Below are 20358 nucleotides of genomic sequence, written 5' to 3' on the forward strand. Positions count from 1 at the left end.
AACGTCTATCCCCTCAGTGATAGGTAGGCCTCTCCCAATTCGGCCGAGACCCGCGCGAAATCAGGCGCCAACTCCTGCGCCTCCGGCACATCGATATGGGAGGCGATCCAGGCCAGCAGTGCCATGCGGCGCAGCATGATGAAGCTGTCGATCTCCCGTTCCTCTTCCTCCGACAGGTTTCTGACCTTGCGATAGCCGGCCACCCACGCCTTGCGCATGTCGGGAATTTCCGGACGATCCTCGATAAAGCTGATGCCGGCGGCGAAGTCATAGAGGAACCAGCCCATGCCGCAGTCGTCGAAATCGATCAGGCGTGTGGTTCCCCTATCGACCAGAAGGTTGGCCAGGCGCATGTCGGCATGGATCAGGCCGTATTGCTGGGGCCCATCCCCGAAGGCCTGAATCCTGCGTTTGACCGTAGCCTCCACGCGCTCCAGCACCTCGTGGGCGCCTTCGGTGAGGTTTGGCCCCTCTCTCCAATTCCCCCAGGTGGCATCGGCACCGTAAAAGGCGTCGAGATTCCATACCAACCGCTCGAAGGGTTGGGGACGCTGCCAGCGGATCGAATGCTCGTGCGTACGCGCCGCCATCTCGCCCAGTTCCTCGAAGGAGGTGACGAGATCATGGTTTTCATCGGGTTGCTCGCCGGGAACGAACTCGAACATCACCATATGACGGGGATTTTCCAGATCCTCGCTTCTGGCTGTCTGTACGGCTTCTCCATCCTGGCCGGGAATGACCGCGGGTGTGACGACACAGTTGTCCTCGCTCAGGGCCTGCATCCAGGCCAACTCACACTGAATGGCGCGCTTGCTGTGATAGTTTTCCCGATGAATACGCAGGACGGACCTGGAGCCGTCAGGCGCTTCCACGAGATACGTGGTATTCTCGGAAACGTTGATGAGCCGGGCTGTTGCATTGTCCGGAATTCCCCAGAGCTGCAGGGACTGGTCTGCCAGTTGATGCAGCCGGCTCAACAGGACGTCATGCGGCACTCCGCTTTCCACCATGCCTTTCCTCCCATTTATTGTGCAATGTTGGGATCAGATTTCTTCCAGGGCTTCAAGTGACTCTGGCAGGATCTGACCGCCATCCACGACAACCTGCTGGCCGGTGACGTAGCCGGCTTCATCGGAGGCGAAGAACAGCGCTGCATTGCCGATATCCTCAACGGCCCCCAGCCGTTTTAGGGGAATGGAGGCGGCCATGGTATCGAGGTATTCCTGACCGAGATCCTGCAGGCCTTCGGTGTAGATATTGCCCGGCATCACGGCATTGATCGTCGTGTTGTAGCGGGAAAGCTCCATCGCGGCCGTTTTCAGGAAGCCCAGTTGCCCTGCCTTGGAAGCTCCATAGTGAGCCCATCCCGGAAAGCCGGTCACCGGGCCGGTGATCGAGGACGTCAGGACAACCCGGCCCTTGCCGTTCTTCTCGAAATGCGGAATACAGGCCTTCACGCACAGAAAGGCGCTTCGCAGGTTGGTGGCCAGGACCTGGTCCCATTCCGAGGGATCCATGTCGACCATCTTGGTCTGGGGAAATACGCCCGCATTGGCGCAGAGTATGTCAACGCTTCCGAAAGTCTTGGCGGTATGCGCGACCATCTTCTGCACGGAATCCCAATCCGAGACATCGCACTTTACCCAGTCTACACTACAGCCCTCACGGCTTAATTCCTCAACGGTCGACTTTGCAGCCTCTTCTCCGCGCGCTGCAATCATGACCTTTGCGCCCTGGCGTGCAAAGACGGTGGCGATCCCGCGACCGATTCCCTTGGAACCGCCGGTAACGATGACGCTGCGATCCTTGATTGGTGTCAGCATTGCGATTCTCCCTGTTCTGATTGGTGTTTGTGTGTCGTCACTCTGTCCCCCTGGCCTGCTTGAAGCTCTTCGCCAGAATAAGGACGAGGAAGGCCGCGAAAAGAATGGCCAAAGAGGCAAGGACGGACAGCATCCCTAGGGTCGGGACCAGGGGCGAATAGCCTGAAACCATCTTTGCGTAGAGCCATTCCGGCAGCGTCGAGTCCACCCCGGTGGTGAACAGCGACAGTGGGAAATTCCCCCAGCTCAGAAGGAAGGCAAAAAGACCCGCGGCAACCACGCCCGGCAGCAACAGCGGGAATGTGACTTCCTTGAGGACCGTCCAGGTCGATGCCCCCATGTCGCGGGCCGCCTCCTCGAGCGAGGCGTCAAAGGCGTAGGCCCGGATCGCTATGATCAGCGTGGTGATTGGTGAAATCCAGACGAGGTGCGCCACGATGGCGGTCTTCCAGCTTGGAATGATGCCAACTGAATTGAACCAGATCAGCAGCGCCAACCCGAGAACGGCTTGGGGAAAAAAGATCGGCAGAAGAATGAATTTCTGGAAGAGATTGCGATAACGCCACTGATAGCGTGCAAAGGCCAAGGCTCCGAAGAAGCCGACAACCAGGGAAATCACCGTCACGATGACCGCAATGGTAAATGACGTGGTCAGCAGACTTGAAACGGTATGGCTGTCAAGCGCTTCCCCATACCATTCGATCGTGTAACGGCGAATGGGGAAACTCAGGTAGCGTGCCTGAGATACAGAGGCGAACCCGACCGACACCAGCGGCAGGTAGAGAAAGCAGATGGCCAGCACCCCATAGGCATACAGGACAATGCGGGTTGTGCGCCCGGTTTCCATCAGCGCTTCCTCCCCATGATGGCATCGAGATCGATCTTGGAGACGCCAACGATGGCCAGGCTGCCAACAATCAGGATCAGAACCATCGAAAGTGCCGAGCCAAGGGGCCAGTTCTGTCCATAGGTAAAGGCCGTCTCGATCTCGTCCGCGAAAACGATAACCGCCTGGCCACCCAGAAGCTTGGATTCCGCCAAGGCACCGGCGGCCAGAACGAAACTCAGGAGCGAACCGACAACAATGCCTGGCGCAGCCAGGGGAAGATCGATCTCCCAGAGAATACGCCAGCGCGAGGCGCCAAGATCGGCGGCTGCCTGCCGGGCATCGTCGGGCACCATGGCAATGCCTTGTGCCAGCGGGAACAGCATGAAGGGGAAGTACACGTAGACGAGGCCGAAGACGATGATCGGGACGGTATAGAGAGGGCTCTCCATTTCCACGCCGAACCAGGCCTCCAGATACCCCGCGATGAGTCCGCCTTTCATCAGGGTCAGAACCCAACCGAAAAGGCGGATGTTCTCGGACACGAAAAGGCTGACCACCACAGCGATGGTGACCACCAGCGTGAATTTTCCGAAGACCTTTGCCATGCCATAGGCCAGGGGCCAGCATACAATGAACAGCAGAAGCGTCGACGCGAAGGCCATGCCGAGAGACCAGGCCAGGGACTTCCAGTAACCCTGCTGCAGGAAGGTGGCGTAGGCGGAAAAGTCCGGCACGTTGGCCAGACTGAAGACCTTCGCAGGCATGATGGAAAAGGCGGCCACCACGAAAAGTGGAGCCAGGAACGTAATGGCCAGCACGATGAAGATTGGCAGCGCGCTGAAGACGCCGAGTTTTCTGTCCAGCCCCTCCATCAGTCTTCTCGTATCAAATGCGTGGAATCCAGATCCCAGCCGAGCACGAGCTCGTCTCCGATCGCGCCTTGATAGCGGTCCTCTCGAAGCTTCTCGACGCTGAGGCGTGAGCCGTCCGCGGCCTCGACCTCGTACTGTATGCGCGAGCCGAGCGCATATTCAGCGCGCAGGATGCCGCGAACGATGAAATCGCTGGTGCCCGAGGATTCCAGGATGCGCACGAATTCCGGCCGCACCATGAGCGTGCCGCGCTCCCCCTGCCCCAGGGAGATCCCGATATCCTCCATCTGGCCATTGACGTGCACCTCGACACCGCGGCCATGCAATCCGCCCTGGGCCGTCCCCTCGACGTCAAACAGGTTCACCTCACCCATGAACTCGGCGACGAAACGACTGACCGGCCGGGTATAGATCCCATCGGCGTCGGCCAACTGCTCCAGCTTGCCTTCACGCATGATGGCAATCCGGTCCGACATCACCATCGCCTCTTCCAGGCTGTGGGTTATGTAGACAAAGGTCTTTCCGGTGCGGGCATGAAGATCCTTAAGTTCTTTCTCGAGTGTCTTGCGCAGGCGGTAATCCAGCGCCGACAAGGGCTCGTCGAAGAACAGGATTTCCGGATCAAAGGCCAGGGCACGAGCCAATGCGACCCGCTGCTTCTCACCGCCGGAGCACTCTGTAATTCGCTTCTCTTGGTAATGAGGGGGCAGCCTCAGGAGTTCGAGAAGCTCCCGGGCGCGCGCCGTTCTTTCCGCTGCACCGACCCCGCGAATTTTCAATGGAAACTCTATATTCTGGCCCACGGTCCTGTGGGGAAACAGGGCCAGTGACTGAAATACCATGCAGGTCGGGCGCTTGTTGGCCGGAACCTTGTCTATGCGCGAGTTATTCAGCCAAATCTCACCTTCGCTGGGCGAATCCATGCCGACGAGAAGGCGAATCAAGGTGGTCTTGCCACTGCCCGAGGGGCCCACGATGGTCAGGAACTCGCCGTCGCGGATATCCAGGTTGATACCGTGAAGCGCTACGAAAGCGCCAAACTTTTTGACTATATTCTTGAGACGCAGGACAGGTTCCGCAGCCATGATCGGACGCACCTCTTGCACGAACGTGTTAAGCAGACCCCGGCGCGCCCATGGGCGCGCCGGGGATCAGTGATCAAATCGCGGATCACCCGCGTTTTGCGGCACTGTAGAGGCTGCTCAGTTCGTCATATGACGCCACCACGCCGTACTCGACTGAACGTTCCATTTCTTCTTCCAGTGTATTCCACTGAATGGCGTCCAGCTCCGTGTCGTCGAACAGGTCCATGACTGCAGGATCCCCCATGTTCGTGACCGGATTATAGGTCCCTTCGGAGAAGGCGACCTCCTTGGCAATCTCGGGCTGCATGATGAACTCGAGAAATTCCTCGGCAAGTTCCGAGGGGTCCGGATTGTTCACCGCAGAGGTCAACTCGACCCAGACAACCCCGCCCTTGCCGTCAACGGGCCCTGACGCGGGGGTGATTGCCCGCACCTGAGTTGCACCGTCATAGCGGGCCGGAGACGCGGTATAGGTGCCTCCGGTGAAATAGGCGTCGATTTCCCCGTTGATGAGGGCTTGGTTCATGGCAACCAGGTCGCCACTCAGCATGCGCGCCCCACCGAAGATCTTGGCGGCTGTCTCTTCGAATGCCTTTTGTTCGTCTTCGTTCAACGGCTCGAAGGGATTTAGGCCTGCCGTCATGCACATATGAATGATGTTCCAGTTATCATATGCCAGGACCCCATAGCGATCCTGCATGTCCGGATCCAGGAACAGGTTCCAGCCTTCCTGCTCGGCTGTTTCCTGGCTGATCTTGTCGGTATTCACAACGAAGGAGAATGGTCCGAAACGCTGGGGAATCCCGATCAGGTCCCCATTTTCTGCGAATGCCAAGGGATAGGGCTCCGGCTCTTTGAACTCCGGAAGCATGCTGTCGAAGTACGGCATGAACCGGTCCTTGTTGAGCGGACGGATCAGATCTTCGGGATAAAGCTGTTCGCGGGCCCAAGGCTGATTGACATTGATCAGGTCCCAGACATTGATCTCACCCGCACGCAACTTGTTGATCATGTCCGGATCCGAGGTGCCACTCTCGGCGCGGATGGTGGCATCAGGATGCGCCTCTCGGAAGGGCCCGAGCACCTGGTCGGTGTTATAGCCTTCCCAGCAGAGAATATTCATCTCATCGTTACGCGCTGCATGGAGCTTTCCCATCGGTCCCAATGCAGCAAGCCCGGCAGCCCCGGCAACACCCTTGGAAAAGGCTCTTCTGGTCAACTTCATTTTGGTCTCCCTGAATTTCGAAATTGTGAAGCTCCCCACAAATTTTTCTTTCAGGGTACAATGCGGCACAGGGCACGCTTGACATCGACGCACCAAAATTTAACACTTTTTCGATTGAGAGTTTCAGGCTGCCCACAGCAGCCTTTTGCATGCATAATTGCCATCTCGACACCGAAAATCCTGCTATTGGAGATTCAAGGGGTGTGATGGGACACGCTACGCAACAGGACGCCGTTCAGGCACCTTCCACGGTTCTCGCATCTGCGGCAACCGGCGTAGTGGATCTTATTCAAAAAAACAGTGGCGATCCGGACAGCATCCTGGGGAACGTCAATCTGAACGAACAGGACTTCTCCAACCCTTACAATGAATTGCCCCTGGCGCAGTTCTGCAATCTGTTCGAAGAAGCCGCGAAACAAACAGGCAACTCCAACTTCGGACTGCACTTCGGTGGCAAGTTCAAACCCCATCACCTGGGCGCAATCGGCTATGCTGCGATCAGCTCCCCCACGCTCTCGACGGCGTTGCGCAGCATGGAGGTGTATTTCCCTGCCCATCAGGGCCAATCGAGTTTCGGATTGCTGCAAGACAGCGACATCTTGTGGCTGAGCTATCGGATTTTCGACCCCTGCATTGAGGACCGCCGGCAGGATGCCGAACTCTCAATGGGCATGTTTCTGAATATTTTCCGTCATGCCCTCGGCCCGGAATGGGCCCCGCTCGAGGTTCGCTTCGAGCATGAAACGCCAGATGCGTCCTACGAACACGAGAAGCTCTTTGCGGCACCGGTTCGCTTCGGACGGCGAACCAATGCCTTTGCCTTCCGGAGACGAGACCTGGATTCCCGAATGCCGAGCCAGGACCCCTACCTGTTCTCGGTCATCGAGCCATTCCTGAAATCACGCTGCGAATTGCGCAGAAGTCCAGAGAGTTTTGCTACGATCGTGCGCAACCAGATCAAGCTGCACCTCGGGGACTTGCCACCCACGATCTCGGAGATGGCACGAATATTCGGCATGCCGGATCACACCTTCCAGAAGCAACTGCGCGAGCACGGTCTCACCTTCCAGGACCTTGTAAATGCAGCGCGCAAGGAACTGGCGCTTCACTACATGGAAGACTCCAATATGCCTCTCACGGAAGTGGCACACTGCCTGGGATATTCGGAACTGTCTGCCTTTTCGCGTGCCTTCAGAAACTGGACCGGCATGAGCCCTCAAAGATATCGACGGACCTGACGAACCCCTCTCACGGACCGGGTCAGTCCGCCGTCGATCCGCAGGTTCTGGCCTGTGATATAGCCGGCCCCAGGTGAGGCCAGGAAAGAAATCGTGGACGCCACCTCCTCACTGCTTCCGTAACGCTCCATGGGGATGCGCGCGCGGCGTTCCTCCTTCTCGGGGAGGCTGTCGATGAAGCCTGGCAGGACATTGTTCATGCGCAGGTTCTCGGCGGCGTACTTGTCGGCGAACAGCTTGGTGAAGGCCGCCAGACCCGCACGAAAGACGCCGGAGGTCGGGAACAGCGGATCCGGCTCGAAGGCGGCGAAGGTCGAGATGTTGATGATCACGCCCGCCTTCTGCTTCTGCATGATGGGCGTTACCAGGCGCGTCGGACGGATGACGTTCAACAGATAGACATCCAGGCCGCTGTGCCAATCCTCGTCGCTCAACTCCAGCACTGGGCCTTTCGGACCGTGGCCGGCGCTGTTGACCAATACGTCGATGCGCCCCCAGCGCTCCATGGTCTGGTCCACGAGAGTCCGCAGATCCGCATTCGACTGGTTCGAGCCGGTAACCCCGATGCCGCCCAGCTCTTCTGCCAGCGCTTCTCCCTTGCCGGAGGACGAGAGGATGGCAACCTGAAACCCATCGGCGGCCAGCTGTCGCGCCGCCGCTGCGCCCATGCCGCTGCCGCCTGCCGTCACCACGGCCACTTTCTCCTGGCTCATGTCTGCTCCTTTCCTGAACTTCGTACACCCTTCGCGCTTCTTTCCCTGTGGTCAGAAGCGATCGATTCGAAAAGCATTCTCCTCCAAACGGCCAGCGGGTGCACGCAGCAACCGAGCCATGCGCCGCGCCGTGGCCGGGGCCATGGTCAGGCCGAGATGACCGTGACCAAAGGCATACCAGACATTCCCCAGGTTCCGAGAGCGATCGATCACCGGCAGGCTGTCGGGTATTGATGGGCGATAGCCGATCCAGAACTTGTGTTCCCGGGTATCGAGGGCCGGCAGCATCTTCTTAGCTTGCTGCAACAGGCGGCGTGCGCGACTGTAATCGGGCGGGGCCTCGAGGCCGGCAATTTCCACCGTACCCGCCACGCGCAGGCCCTCCTCCATCGAGGTGGCGAAGTACTTGCGTTCCATGTCCGAGGTCGGGCGATTGAGGGTCAGCTCGGGCTGCAGCAGCATGCAGTGATAGCCGCGTTCCGTCTCCAGAGGGACCTTGTCTCCCAGGGGCCTTGCAAGCTCCAGGCTGAACGCGCCGCCAGCCACGACGACATTTCGGGCGGGCAGGCGCCCGCCGGCCGTTACAACGGCCTGGGCCTGGCCACCGCTTCTTTCGATCTCCAGCACCTCGGCGCGCGTGAACTGCCCGCCCGCGGCCAACAAGAGATCCACCAAGGCCTCCGTCAGGGCCCTGGGGTTCGTCGTATGGCCACTGTCAGGAATGAGCAATCCTCGCCTGTAGTCGCGCGACAGGTTGGGTTCAAGTTGGCGCAGTTCATCGTCGTCTACAGCCTCCGTCACCACGCCCCTGGCTTCTCTCAGCACCTGGGCAAAAAGCTCCGGTGCCCCAGGCTCTCGCGTTCGGGACACCAAAAGTTGGCCCTTCTGGTGAATCAGCCGGTCACGCTGGGCAGGCTCAAGCAGCCCCTGCCAATGCTCCACAGCATCGAGGGTGAGTTGCGCGAGAGCCACGGAATAGCGCTCGGCCCGATCCCGCCGCGCCGCCTGCAGCCACTGAACCAGCCAGGGAAAAGCCTTCGGCAGATAGGACCAGCGCACAGACAACGGCCCCTGCGGATCCAGCAGCCACGCGGGAACCTGCCGCAACATGCCGGGTATGGCCATGGGAACGACCGAGCCATTGCTGATCGACCCCGCGTTGCCCGAAGACGTCCCGGATCCAGGCGGATCACGGTCGATCAGGCGAACCTGCTGTCCCTCCCGCTGCAATTGGAGGGCACAGGCCGCTCCGACGACCCCTGCCCCGACAACGATGGTTTCTTCCGGCTCAGCCATGCCAAAATCCCGTATTAAGTGACGGTCAATACTAGGCGTGACCCTGTCTGCTCAAATTAAGCCTTGGCCGCAGTGATGACGACCTCGATCAATGTGTCGGGTCCGAGATCGGCCACTCCAATGGTGGCCCTAGCCGGAAGATCTTCATCGTTGATCCATGCCGTCCAGGCCTCATTCATCTCGTCCTTCTTGGACATATCTGTAATGTAGAGCATCGCCGAGAGCACCTGGGACTTGTCCGAACCTGCATTCCGCAGCAACTCGTCGAGACGGGCCGTGATCTGCTGGGTCTGTTCCTTCATGGACCCCGACCGATCTCCCGCAACCACTCCACCGAAATGGATGACACCGTTATGCTCGACCGTGCGGTGCATGATGGGCGTTTTCTCGTTTCTCTGTATCATTCTTGTCCTCTTGTTAGATTTGGTTTGAGCAAAGGCAGGAACCTACGAGGTTGCTGCCGGACGATCCCGTTGGAAGCGGGTGATCGAGAAGGGTTTCAAGGAAAGGCTGCTTTCGCCGGAGACGATCAATTCGCTCATCAAGCGCCCCACAACGGGTCCTAACTGGAAACCGTGAGCCGAAAAGCCGAAGGCATGGAGAACATTGGACGCCGTACTGCTGCGCGAGATCACTGGAATATCGTCCGGCATGCGTGCTTCGATGCCCGCCCAGCAGCGAATGATCCGAGCCCCGCGAACAGACGGGAAAAGATCGGCTGCGATCTGCACATTCCGAATGAGGCGCCTGAAATCGAGAGCTGTGCCGTTGTGCTGCGGTTCGGCTCGGCCACGATGCCCACCGCCGATCAGAACGGTTCCGTTCGGCATCTGCTTGAAGGATAGTAGCCGCCCGGTTGTCCCCACCACGGGTTTCACGAAGAAGGGTAAGCGCTGCGTGACTGTCATCATGGGAGCAATAGGTTCGAGCGGCACGGGCTCTCCGAGTTGTTCGCAGATCCTCGCTGCCCAGGCTCCGGCACAGTTGGCCACCACTCCAGCCTCAAGCTCTCCGGAACTGGTGCTCAACCGACATCCAGAGCAACGTGCCTCAAGGGATAGAACGCGTGTCTTTTCCAGAAAACGAACTCCCAGGGCTTCTGCCCTGCGCCGGAAAGCCTGTGTCGTCCTATAGGGCTCGGCGAAACCATCATCCAGGCAGGCCAACCCTCCTGGACAACCACGCTTCAGCGCCGGCAGAAGCCTGTAGAGTTCCTCCCCATCCAAGAGGACCTCGTGCTCATACCCCTGGCTACGCAGCTGTTCCGCACGCAACCGCAGATTCCCCATTTCTCCCTCGGTTTCGGCCACCTTGACCTGGCCTGAAACCTGGAAACCGCAATCGTCATGGACCAGTTCCTCTATCTCATGCCACATCCGCATTGAGGCGAGTGAGAGGGGAATCTCTGCGGGATGCCGGCCCAACCTGCGCACACCGCCCGCATTCACACCAGATGCATGCCGGGCAATGCTGTCCTTTTCCAGGACGACCACCGAAAGCCCCTTCAGAGCTGCCTGCAGCGCAAGGGAGCAACCATGCAGGCCACCCCCGATCACGGCCAAGTCAGTTGTTCCTGAAGCCGGTTTGCCGGTCATTGGGCAACGTCATCCAGTTCACAGTCGACTTCTGCGGCAGCCAAGGCTGCCAGGGGAATCGGTTTGATCGGTGGTCGGATGCGATAGTAGCCGCATTCCTCCATCGTGATTCCCTGTGTCTCGGCGACAATGGCGCTCACTGTGTTGCCGCACATCCGGCCCTGACAGGGTCCCATACCACAGCGCGTGAAGGCCTTTACCTGATTGGGTCCGGTACAGCCGGTACGCACCGCCGTGCGCACCTGGCCCGCCGTAACTTCCTCGCAACGACAGACCAGTGTTTCATCCGGCGGGCTCTGGCGTTCTTCAGGCGGAGCATAGAGTACTTCGAGAAAACGCCGACCTTGAAGCAGCTTGTTCAACTGCCGTCGTGAACTGGTCGACAGGCGATCACGTTCGCGCGTCTGGAGATATCCCAGCGACCTGGCAACCTCCAGAGCCGCCAAACGCCCGGCATGCTCTGCCGCCAGCGCCCCACCGATCCCTGCTCCGTCCCCTACCGTCAGGACGTCCTCCACAGATGTATTGCCCCATTCGTCCGTCTCCGGGCGGAAGCATTTCTGCCCGTCGTCCCAGCGGTGAACGCATCCCAAGGCACGCGTCAGCTGTTGGTTGGGAATCACCCCTTCATGAAGGACGATCAAGTCACTATCCAGGCGTACTTCATGCCCCCCTGCATGGAAGCAGAGCGCCTCGGCGTGCTGCTCGCCCTCAACGCGTAGATCCCGGGCATTGCGATAGATGCGAGTGCCGCTTGAGCGCAGGTGACGGAGAAGTCGCACCCCCTTGGAGAGATATCCGCTGCCCAGCGCCGCTGGCAGGTGCGGGACAGCCTCCAGGTAGCGTGCATACGGTACAGTCTCGACCAGGGCTCCGATCCGGCAGCCCGCGGCAAGCAACTGGGCTGCAAGAAGATAGAGCAGCGGCCCGTTTCCGGCGAGCACCACGCGACCATCCGGAACGACACCTGAGGATTTCAGCAGGATCTGCACGCCGCCTGCTGTCATGACCCCCGGCCGGGTCCATCCAGGAATGGGAACCGGGCGTTCGATGGCCCCGCTGGCCAAAAGAATTCGGTTCGCCTTCAATTCATGGCAGACCTCGTCCCGAAGGTACCAAAGGCCGTTGGGTTCCAGCTGCCAGACAAGCGCCCGGTCTATATGCTCGGCACCGCTCACCCTGAAGTTTTCCGCAAGACGCCGTCCGTGTGCATAATCCTCTCCAAGCAAGGCGAGCCTCTCCGGCGCCTGCGCCGCAACGGCTTCCACCGCTCGATAGATTTGCCCACCTGGTGCCTCTTGTTCATCCAGAACAGCCACGCTCAGGCCGTGGCCTCGTGCCTCGCTTGCGGCCACCATACCTGCCGGGCCGGCGCCGACGATCGCCAGATCAACCGTCTTCATGCAGCAAATCCTTTTCGGCGACCTGACTATGGACGCTCATGCCTTCGCGCACTGGCGTTACACAGGCCTGCAGGTTGCTAACCCCATCGATATTGACCAGGCAATCGAAACAGGCCCCCATCATGCAGTAGGGTGCGCGCGGATGTCCGCTCACCGGGGTTTGGCGAAGATGGGTGATTCCGGCCGCCAGAAGAGCCGCAGCAACGCTTTCTCCTTCCTGCGCCGTAATGTCCTGTCCTTCGAAGGTCATGCGCACCTTCTTCTCAGGATCAGATAGCCTCCTAAACATTGAATCTCTCCGCAGTGAATTTTCCGACCTCGTCGGGCAGACTGTCACGGGCGATGGCAGTGGCCAGGTCACGGGCGTGGACAGCCGCCAGTGTCACGCCGCTGTGGCAGGTGGCGACATAGGCGCCCGGATGGCTATCGGATTGGTCATAGATTGGATGGCCGTCGGGGGTCATGACGCGCAGTGCGCCCCAGGTGCGCACCAGATTCGCATCGGCCAGTTTCGGGAAGTAGCTGATTGCGCGCTGCGCAATGCTGCGCGAGATATCCACGGTGGTCGAAGTGTCGAAACCGACATCCTCGTGACTATCGCCCATCATGACACCACCTTCCTCGACTTGCCGAACATATATTGTCGGCATGTCCAGGAAGTGTTTAAGGCGTTCGGTTATGAGAATCTGGCCACGCAGGGGAGATACGGGGACCTGCAAGCCCACCTGCGGCGCCAACTCGCGATTGCCCAGTCCGGCGGCAAGAACGAGCTTCGGAGCCCGTACCGGCCCCTCGACCGTTTCGGCAGTGAAGATATTTTCATGTCGCTCGATGCGGTTGATGGTCGTATTCGGGCTGTAATCCACTTGGCCTTGAATGGCCTTGTGCAACGCGCGCAAAAGATAGAGTGGATTGACGTGTCCGTCGTGCGGACAATAGCTGGCCCCCACCACCTTGCCGCCAATCTCGGGCAGCATTTCCTTCAAGCGGTTGCGCCCAATCATCTGGAAGTCGTACCCCCCCGGCACGGTCTGTCGCATGCGTTCGAGCATGGTCTGCTTATCCTCGAACTCCTGGTCCGACATGCAGAAGGCCAATCCGCCAGGCTTGCGATAACCAATGTCCAGGCCGAGTACACCATTCAGCTCCTCGGCAAATTCCGGCCAGAGATCGGCCGATCTGCGAGTCCATTGCGCATACTGAGGCATACCGTCGCCCTTACTCTGGACCCAGACGAGGCCGAAGTTCCCGCGAGAGGCACGAAAGGCAAGATCACCTTCATCCAGCAAGGCAACTGAAAGGTTCTGACGGGACAGACCGTAGGCAATAGCCGAGCCGACAAGGCCACCACCCACGACGATAGCATCGTAGTTTTTCTGGGACCTCATCGCTTGCTGCCCACCAACAAACGATCAAGGCCATAGAGTCGGTCCAATATCAGGATGGCTGCAACCGAAAGGAAGATGATTACGGCTGAAATGGAGGCCACGATCGGCGTCGTGGTCTGGGTAATATGGTTGAATAGGCGAACCGGCAACGTGGTGGTGCTGGGCGAGGAAATGAAGATGGTCACGGTTAACTCATCGAAACTGGTAATGAAGGCAAGAACCCAGCCGCCTACTAGCCCTGGCAGAATCATAGGCAGGGTGACCCGGCGAAAGGTGGTGCCGTGAGTGGCACCAAGGGACACCGCGGCCTGTTCGGCGCTGCGGTCCATACCGGTAATGGATGCAAGTGCCAGGCGCAGAACGAAGGGCATGACGAAGACCGCGTGACACAACGCCATGCCAAAGAAGGTCCCCGTGATATTGAGCTGTGTAAGGAAGCGCAGGAAGGCAATGCCCAGCACCACGCTGGGAATCACCAGTGGTGACAGGAACAGTCCGACAAGAAAGCCGCGTGCCTTGAAGGAATAGCGTGCAAGCGCGAGGGCTGCCGGCACGGCGCAGGCAAGCGCTAAGCTTGCCGAAGCGATACCGAGCGCCAGGCTCAACCAGAAGCTTTCGATGAACCCCTCATTTTCGAAGATCGCGTAGAACCAGCGCAGGGACCACTGCGTGGTCGGAACCTGCAGATAGCCCAAGGGTGTGAAGGCCACCCAAACAACCACGGCCAGAGGAGCGACCATGAAAACGATGAACAGCGTGTGAAAGACGAGTGCAAGCGGGCCGTTCTTGTTCATTGGAACACCTGTGCATAACGTCGTTCGACCAAGCGGTTGTAACTCATGATGACGGTCATGATGGCCACCAGAAGGATCATTGCGATTGCAGCACCAAGCGGCCAGTCGAGCGTGTTCAGGAACTCGTCGTAGATCGTTGTCGAAGCCACTTTTAGGCGCCGCCCCCCGATCATGGCCGGAGTAGCGAAGGCACTGGTTGCAAGCGAGAAGACGATCAAGGAACCCGAGAGTATGCCGGGAATGGCCTGAGGCACGACCACGCGGAAGAAAACGGTGAATTGGGACGCTCCCAGGGAAACTGCCGCATTCTCGGTTTGGGGATCCAGGCGTTGCAGGACAGCCCAAACCGAAACCACCATGAACGGGATCAGCACATGGGTAAGTGCTACGATGACGCCGAAATCCGTATAGATGAAGGTAAAGGGTGTAGAGGTCAGGCCCGACCCGATCAGGATCTGGTTTAGCAGCCCTTGGTTACCGAGAAGAATCATCCAGCCAAGAGTGCGCACCACAACGGAGATGAGCAGCGGTCCGATGATCGCCAACAGAAATATGGCGCGCCAGCGCGAGTGCATTCGGTTCAGGATATAGGCTTCGGGTACGCCCAACAGGACGGCAAGCACGGTTGTGGAGAGGCCATAGCCGAAGGTGCGCAGAAAGATCTCGTAGAAATAGGAATCGGAGAGAACGTCTGCATAGTTGCCCAGATTGAAGGCACGCTCGATACCTTCATAGAAGTCGAAGGTATAGAAGCTCAGCATGAAGGTCATGATCAGCGGCGTGAACAGCATGACCCCGAACAGCATGACCCCAGGTAGGCTCAGCCAATAGGGTATGCCCGCTTTTCTTTGCAGCACCCCGCTCATGACGCATCCATATTCAGCAACCGCGCATCATCGGCCTGCCAGTTGAGACCGACTGCGTCCCTTGGTGCAGTGTTCGGCACGGCTGTGTTCTGGGAATAGACCAGGAATTCCCCTGACGCGGTCTCGATCTGGTATAGCCAATGATTCCCAAAGAAGACGCGGGTCTTTATCTGCCCTTCCAGCAAACCGCTTCCTTTGTCGGTCAACTGAACCTTTTCCGGGCGTATGGAAAGCCAGGCTTCCTTGTTGGTAACGCCTTCCCTACAGGGCACGGTTAGACTCTGACCGTTGAAACGCACTGAAGCCTTTGATCCAGAGATATCTTCGACCTCAACCGCCAGAAGGTTATTCTTTCCAAGGAAACTGGAAACGAAGACATTTGCCGGATCTTCATAGATCTCATGCGGTTTTCCGACCTGAACGATTCGTCCCTCGTTCATCACGGCGATGCGATCACTCAAGGCCATCGCCTCATTCTGATCATGCGTGACCAGAATGGTTGTAATTCCCAGCTTTTCCTGGATTGAGCGCAGTTCCAGCTGCATGTCCTCACGCAGCTTGGCATCAAGGTTGGACATGGGCTCATCCAGAAGCAGAATCGTCGGCTCGATGACAATTGCCCGAGCCAAGGCCACGCGCTGTTGCTGCCCCCCAGAAAGTTGCTTGGGATAGCGATCGCGGAACGCACTCAGATGGACGAGATCGAGAGCTCGGTCGATCTTTTCCTGTCGTTCGCCCTGGGTCGCCTTGCGCATCTCCAGGCCGAAAGCAACGTTCTGGGCGGCCGTGAGGTGCGGGAAGAGAGCATAGGATTGGAAGACAATACCGATGTTTCTCTGGTTGGCAGGCCTTGCCGTCAGATCCTCGCCGCCGACCATGATCTGTCCATGGCTCGGATCGAGGAAACCGGCAATCATCTGCAGGGTCGTTGTCTTGCCACAACCGGAGGGGCCGAGCAGCGAGACGAACTCTCCTTTGTCGACCTCCAGATTGAACTGATCCACGGCAACAAAGCCGCCGAAGGATTTCGAAATCTCCTGCAGGTTCAAAAAACTCATGAGTGGTCCCCGGAAAACCTGAAAAGAAAAGAGGGTGGCACTGTATTCAGTACCACCCACTTCATCTCCATTGACTAGCGTTCGATTTCACGATCCCAGCGGCGGGTCCAGTCATGGCGGTTCTGGTTGGCGGTATCCCAGTCAATTGCCACCAGGTTGCCGATCTGATCCGGCCCATAAGGAACACGTGAAGCCGTTTCCTCATCAAGTTCCGTGTTCTTGTTCACCGGACCCCAGCCCTGAGTCTCGGCGAAATAAACCTGATTATCAGGGTCCAGAATATAGTCAATCAAGGCCTGGGCCTCTTCCGGCACATTGCTGTCGACCACTGGACAAGCCGCGATCATCAGGGCAACCGCACCATCCTCAGGATATGCGAAAGCGCCTGGAAAGCCCGTGTCGATCAGCGATACCGCGCGCCCGCTACCCCAGACCGAAAGTACAATCTCCTCGCTCTGGAAAAGCTCGGACATACGACCGGGGGAAGGCTCGAACGCCAGGACATTGTCTGCAACCTCGTCCGCGAGATAATCGAAGCCGGCATCAATATCTTTCTCACCCCCGCCGTTGGCCCGGGCCAGCATGATGAGGGTATGCAAGCCATAGGTATTGGAGATTGGCGGAATGGCCAGTCGACCCTCATATTTCTCGTCCGCCAGGTCCGTCCACTTCTTGGGCGGTTCCCAGCCATTCTCCTCGAACAGCTCGGTGTTATAGGTAAAGCCCGTGGCAACGAACCCCATGCCTACGGCATCGTCACCGATCTTTGCGATGTCATAGAGATCGTCCAGATTCGAGATGCCGGTGAGCTCATCGCAAAAACCGAGCGCGCGGGCCTGATACATGGGTCCGTCATCGAGCAGCACCACATCGAGTTCCTGGTTTCCTTCCTGAGCCTGAAGCCGGGCAAGGTTCTCAGTCGAATTGCCGGCGACATACTCGACGGTTACGCCATGCTCCTCCTCGAAATCGGGAATGATCTTTTCCTTCATCAAGGTTTCCGTGGAACCTCCATAGGATCCAAGATAGAGAGTCTTCTCCTGCGCCATCACGGACTGCGCGGCAAGCGCCGCGACAGCCACCAGAGCCGTGCTTGCAATCAGGCTTTTCATCTTCTGCCTCCTGTTCTTCGTGTTGTCTGGTTGACACCAGCGAAACCAAGAACAGCGGAAGCAGATCATTCGGTCAAATTCATTATTTGCAATAGATCATAACTGCATGTCATGAGTCTTTCATGATCAGCGCACGCCAACTCGAAGCCTTCAAGGCCGTCATGGAGACTGGCTCCATTTCTCGGGCCGCAGATGTCCTCTATCTGACACAACCAGCGGTAAGCAAGCTGATTTCCGGATTGGAAGAAACTGTCGGCTTCCAGCTTTTCCGGCGGGAACGCCAACGACTGATCCCTACGGCAGAAGCCGGAGTCTTCCTGGAGGAAGTGGATGCACTCTTCAGCAGTTTCAGCCGCCTGGAACAGCTAGCGGGGGACCTGAGGATGACCGCAACCGGCAGCCTCAACATTGCCGCCTTGCCATCCGCCGGGGTCAATCTGCTGCCCCGGGTGATAACCGATTTCCAGGTCGAGCGCCCCCGGGCTTCTCTCGCACTGCGCATCCGCAGTTCGCCCAAGATAGGGGAAATGGCAATTTCGCAGCAATGCGACGTGGGCATCAGCCTGCTGCCCGTTGATCACCCGGCAGTACACAGCGAACTTCTCGTACGCGGCCGTGCTATTGTGGTTCTACCTCGCTCCCATCGTCTTGCCGGACAGGATATCCTGCAGGCAGAGCAACTCAGGGGGGAAAACTTCATCTCCCTCGGAGAAGACGATCGCTCTCGTCATCTCATCGACGAAGTGTTCGACCGTGTCGGCGTTTCGCGCGTCATCGTGACGAAAACGTCGCTCTCCATGGCCGCATGCGAGTTCGTGCGCTGCGGGGCGGGAATTTCCGTGATAGATCCGATAACTGCCTTCGCAGCCACCAATTCCGATCTGGAACGGATTCCTCTCGAGCCGGCCGTCTACTTCGACGTGCGGCTCCTGCTCCCAAGGGAAAGACGGCCCTCTCAACTCAGGGAGTCCTTCGTCAGCTATCTGAAACAACATATCACCGACTATCTGCCTGAGTATGCCATCTCAAGATAGGATCATTCACGGCTCCGCCATTTCCGCGCCCTCCTTGCCGGCGAGTGCCTCACTCCCCCAGTGTCAGGATCGTCGAGCCGGTGGTCTGGCGGGCTTCCAGGGCCTTGTGCGCTTCGCCGGCCTGGCGCAGGGGGAAGCGTTGGCCGATTTCGACCTTCAGGTCGCCATTGATCAACAGCGGGAACAGGCGGTCCGTGCTGCTGCGGATCTCTTCGGCGGTGGAGGTATAGTGGGCATAGTTGGGCCGGGAGACACTTACCGACTTGCTGGAATAGGACGAGATGTCGATGGCCGGCACACTGCCCGAAGCCTGCCCATAGCTCACCAGGTGTCCCCGAAGCGCCAACGCTTCGTAGGATTTCTCGAAAGTCGAGGCGCCAATCCCGTCGTAGACCACGTCCACGCCGCGCCCTTCGGTCACATCACGTACCGTTTCCAGAAAATCCTGCTGGGTGTAGATCACCGGATAGCTACAGCCATAGCGCCGCGCCAGCTGGGCCTTCTCCTCGGACCCCACCGTGCCAATGACGGTGGCGCCCAGGCGCCGTGCCCACTGGCAGAGGTAAAGCCCAACCCCGCCGGCCGCCGCATGAATCAGGACGCTATCGCCCTCTTTGACGTGATGGACACGATGCAGCAGGAACTCGGCCGTCACTCCCTTCAGCATGGCGGCCGCGGCCGTTGCGTCGTCGATCTCGTCGGGCAGCAAGGCCAGCAGATCCGCAGACATGGTGCGGAGTTCACAATAGGCCCCCGGGGGAGGACAGGCATAGGCAACCCGGTCCCCCGGGGCAAAGCCATGCACGCCCGCGCCCACGTCCAGGATGCTGCCCGCAGCTTCCATGCCGATGATCCCGGGGGGCTCGACCAGCTTGTAATAGCCCGTGCGGCAGTAGACATCGATGTAGTTCACGCCGATGGCATTGTGGCGCAGGCGCACCTGCCCCGGACCGGGTGCGGGTACGTTCTGCTCACGCCATTCCATACGCTCCGGGCCGCCATGCCCGGTGAGCACCATGGCCCCGCCCCGCATGGACTGGCCTGAAGAAATCGCCGGTGCGGACACAGTGCTGCTGGTGGGCGCGCTTTGCGAAGATCTCTTTCGCTTGCCGGCCAGGCTGTCCCGGATCGCCCGGAACCCGGCCTCGTAGATCTCCTCGCCCACCAGCCTCGACAGTTCCTCTGCCCGCCCTGCCGGCGGATCGAAGGAGCAGATCCATTCCCAGAAGGTGCCATTGCCGTCCGTCACCGGTTTTAGGCGCACGGTCGAAACGTAGTTGACCAGCGGAACCGGGGCTTCCAGCAGGCAGTAGGTGAAGCTGTAGGTCTTGTCCGACAGGCTCAGCAATTGCTCACGGATACGCCCGCCGCTGGCAAGCGTGAAATCCCGCACACAGCCGACGACATCCGAGGGCAGGGCATCCTCGATCCGGCTTTGTCCAATGGCGGGATGCCAGCGATCATGCCCATTGAAATCCCTCAGGATATCCCAGACGTGATCGATCGGTGCATTCACCACCGTGCTCTTGCGCACCCGGACCATACGCGTCAGACCGCCTGTCTGCCTACCCGCAGCATCGACTTCACCGCCCGCCGAAGCGTTCTTTCAGGGCATCGAAACCGCCCTGAAAGACCCCCTGGCCGACCAGGTCGGCCAGTTCACGCTCGCGCTCGGGCGGACAATCGAACTCCGCCGACCATTCCGCGAAACTGCGGTCACCGTCGGTCACCGGGGTCAGCTTCAGGGTCGCTACGTAATCCGTGACCCCCATGGGGGATTCCAAGATCGAATAGGTGCAGGAAAGATCGTAATCCGAGAGCGCCAGTAGGCACTCCCGGATCCGGCCGCCGTCCTTCAGCGAGAAATTACGCACACACCCGATCTTGTCCGAGGGGTGGTTCTGCTCGATCCGGCTTTCGGCAATGGCCGGATGCCAGTTCGGCAGGCCGTTGAAATCCCGGATCACGGACCAGACCCGCTCGGCCGGCGCATCGATGATGCTGGAGGTGTAGACCTTGACCATTTA

At 59.0% G+C, this 20358-nt stretch carries 21 protein-coding genes; 2 read left to right on the plus strand and 19 right to left on the minus strand.

Going from position 1 to position 20358, the window contains the following annotated elements; genetic code table 11:
- Positions 1-5: 5 nt before the first annotated feature.
- From BP38_RS0114065 to BP38_RS0114090, 6 genes are all read right to left on the minus strand, one after another.
- Entirely contained in the window at positions 6-1010 is a 1005-nt protein-coding gene (locus BP38_RS0114065; RefSeq protein ID WP_026988257.1) for a phosphotransferase enzyme family protein, read from the minus strand.
- A 33-nt stretch (positions 1011-1043) separates the two neighbouring features.
- Positions 1044-1823, minus strand: a complete 780-nt coding sequence (fabG, locus tag BP38_RS0114070) for a 3-oxoacyl-ACP reductase FabG (protein ID WP_026988258.1) — start codon at positions 1821-1823, stop codon at positions 1044-1046.
- Between the two features lie 37 nt (positions 1824-1860).
- A complete protein-coding gene (locus BP38_RS0114075; protein ID WP_026988259.1) occupies positions 1861-2670 on the minus strand; it encodes an ABC transporter permease in 810 nt (269 codons plus the stop codon).
- Complete coding sequence (locus BP38_RS0114080) at positions 2670-3524, minus strand: ABC transporter permease (RefSeq protein WP_026988260.1); 855 nt, start codon at positions 3522-3524, stop codon at positions 2670-2672. Before BP38_RS0114080 ends, BP38_RS0114075 begins: the two co-directional genes overlap by 1 nt.
- Positions 3524-4609, minus strand: a complete 1086-nt coding sequence (locus tag BP38_RS0114085) for an ABC transporter ATP-binding protein (protein WP_035725383.1) — start codon at positions 4607-4609, stop codon at positions 3524-3526. Before BP38_RS0114085 ends, BP38_RS0114080 begins: the two co-directional genes overlap by 1 nt.
- Before the next feature lie 85 nt (positions 4610-4694).
- Positions 4695-5834, minus strand: a complete 1140-nt coding sequence (locus BP38_RS0114090) for an ABC transporter substrate-binding protein (protein WP_026988262.1) — start codon at positions 5832-5834, stop codon at positions 4695-4697.
- A 206-nt stretch (positions 5835-6040) separates the two neighbouring features.
- Here BP38_RS0114090 and qhpR point away from each other — a divergent pair, with 206 nt between their 5' ends.
- On the plus strand, positions 6041-7072 hold the full coding sequence (gene qhpR, locus BP38_RS0114095; protein WP_026988263.1) for an AraC-like transcriptional regulator QhpR: 1032 nt from the start codon (positions 6041-6043) through the stop codon (positions 7070-7072).
- Here the strand turns inward: qhpR and BP38_RS0114100 are convergent.
- The 11 genes from BP38_RS0114100 to BP38_RS0114150 form a co-directional block, all read right to left on the minus strand.
- The gene (locus BP38_RS0114100) at positions 7051-7785 is read right to left on the minus strand and encodes an SDR family oxidoreductase (protein ID WP_026988264.1); all 735 of its coding nucleotides are present in this window, start codon (positions 7783-7785) and stop codon (positions 7051-7053) included. The two genes, qhpR and BP38_RS0114100, sit on opposite strands and share 22 nt — an antisense overlap.
- A 51-nt stretch (positions 7786-7836) precedes the next feature.
- Positions 7837-9081, minus strand: coding sequence for an NAD(P)/FAD-dependent oxidoreductase (locus BP38_RS20770; protein WP_051609386.1), 1245 nt, complete (start codon positions 9079-9081; stop codon positions 7837-7839).
- Between the two features lie 56 nt (positions 9082-9137).
- Entirely contained in the window at positions 9138-9485 is a 348-nt protein-coding gene (locus BP38_RS0114110; protein ID WP_026988265.1) for a RidA family protein, read from the minus strand.
- A gap of 42 nt (positions 9486-9527) precedes the next feature.
- Positions 9528-10676 carry an NAD(P)/FAD-dependent oxidoreductase gene (locus BP38_RS0114115; protein WP_026988266.1) on the minus strand — a complete coding sequence of 383 codons (1149 nt, stop codon included), beginning with the start codon at positions 10674-10676 and terminating at the stop codon, positions 9528-9530.
- Entirely contained in the window at positions 10673-12079 is a 1407-nt protein-coding gene (locus BP38_RS0114120) for an NAD(P)/FAD-dependent oxidoreductase (RefSeq protein WP_026988267.1), read from the minus strand. Before BP38_RS0114120 ends, BP38_RS0114115 begins: the two co-directional genes overlap by 4 nt.
- On the minus strand, positions 12066-12329 hold the full coding sequence (locus BP38_RS0114125; RefSeq protein WP_322098964.1) for a (2Fe-2S)-binding protein: 264 nt from the start codon (positions 12327-12329) through the stop codon (positions 12066-12068). Before BP38_RS0114125 ends, BP38_RS0114120 begins: the two co-directional genes overlap by 14 nt.
- A 31-nt stretch (positions 12330-12360) precedes the next feature.
- Positions 12361-13467 (minus strand): NAD(P)/FAD-dependent oxidoreductase, encoded by a 1107-nt coding sequence (locus tag BP38_RS0114130; protein WP_026988269.1) that lies wholly within the window; start codon positions 13465-13467, stop codon positions 12361-12363.
- A complete protein-coding gene (locus BP38_RS0114135; RefSeq protein WP_026988270.1) occupies positions 13464-14261 on the minus strand; it encodes an ABC transporter permease in 798 nt (265 codons plus the stop codon). The genes BP38_RS0114130 and BP38_RS0114135 overlap by 4 nt, the downstream gene beginning before the upstream one ends.
- Positions 14258-15127: an ABC transporter permease gene (locus BP38_RS0114140; RefSeq protein ID WP_026988271.1), complete on the minus strand. Its 870-nt coding sequence runs from the start codon at positions 15125-15127 to the stop codon at positions 14258-14260. The genes BP38_RS0114135 and BP38_RS0114140 overlap by 4 nt, the downstream gene beginning before the upstream one ends.
- Positions 15124-16185, minus strand: coding sequence for an ABC transporter ATP-binding protein (locus BP38_RS0114145; protein ID WP_026988272.1), 1062 nt, complete (start codon positions 16183-16185; stop codon positions 15124-15126). The genes BP38_RS0114140 and BP38_RS0114145 overlap by 4 nt, the downstream gene beginning before the upstream one ends.
- 74 nt (positions 16186-16259) lie before the next feature.
- A complete protein-coding gene (locus BP38_RS0114150; protein WP_026988273.1) occupies positions 16260-17297 on the minus strand; it encodes an ABC transporter substrate-binding protein in 1038 nt (345 codons plus the stop codon).
- Between the two features lie 122 nt (positions 17298-17419).
- On the opposite strand from BP38_RS0114150, the gene BP38_RS20775 reads away from it, so the two are divergent.
- Positions 17420-18331 carry a LysR substrate-binding domain-containing protein gene (locus BP38_RS20775; protein WP_051609387.1) on the plus strand — a complete coding sequence of 304 codons (912 nt, stop codon included), beginning with the start codon at positions 17420-17422 and terminating at the stop codon, positions 18329-18331.
- Between the two features lie 49 nt (positions 18332-18380).
- On the opposite strand, the gene BP38_RS23005 is transcribed toward BP38_RS20775, so the two are convergent.
- Both BP38_RS23005 and BP38_RS0114165 read right to left on the minus strand, forming a co-directional pair.
- Positions 18381-19874 (minus strand): zinc-binding dehydrogenase, encoded by a 1494-nt coding sequence (locus BP38_RS23005; protein ID WP_081816686.1) that lies wholly within the window; start codon positions 19872-19874, stop codon positions 18381-18383.
- 40 nt (positions 19875-19914) lie between these two features.
- The gene (locus BP38_RS0114165; RefSeq protein WP_026988275.1) at positions 19915-20355 is read right to left on the minus strand and encodes an SRPBCC family protein; all 441 of its coding nucleotides are present in this window, start codon (positions 20353-20355) and stop codon (positions 19915-19917) included.
- Positions 20356-20358 lie beyond the last annotated feature (3 nt).

The organism is Fodinicurvata fenggangensis DSM 21160 (genome assembly GCF_000686045.1).
Classification (GTDB): Bacteria; Pseudomonadota; Alphaproteobacteria; order Kiloniellales; family DSM-21159; genus Fodinicurvata; species Fodinicurvata fenggangensis.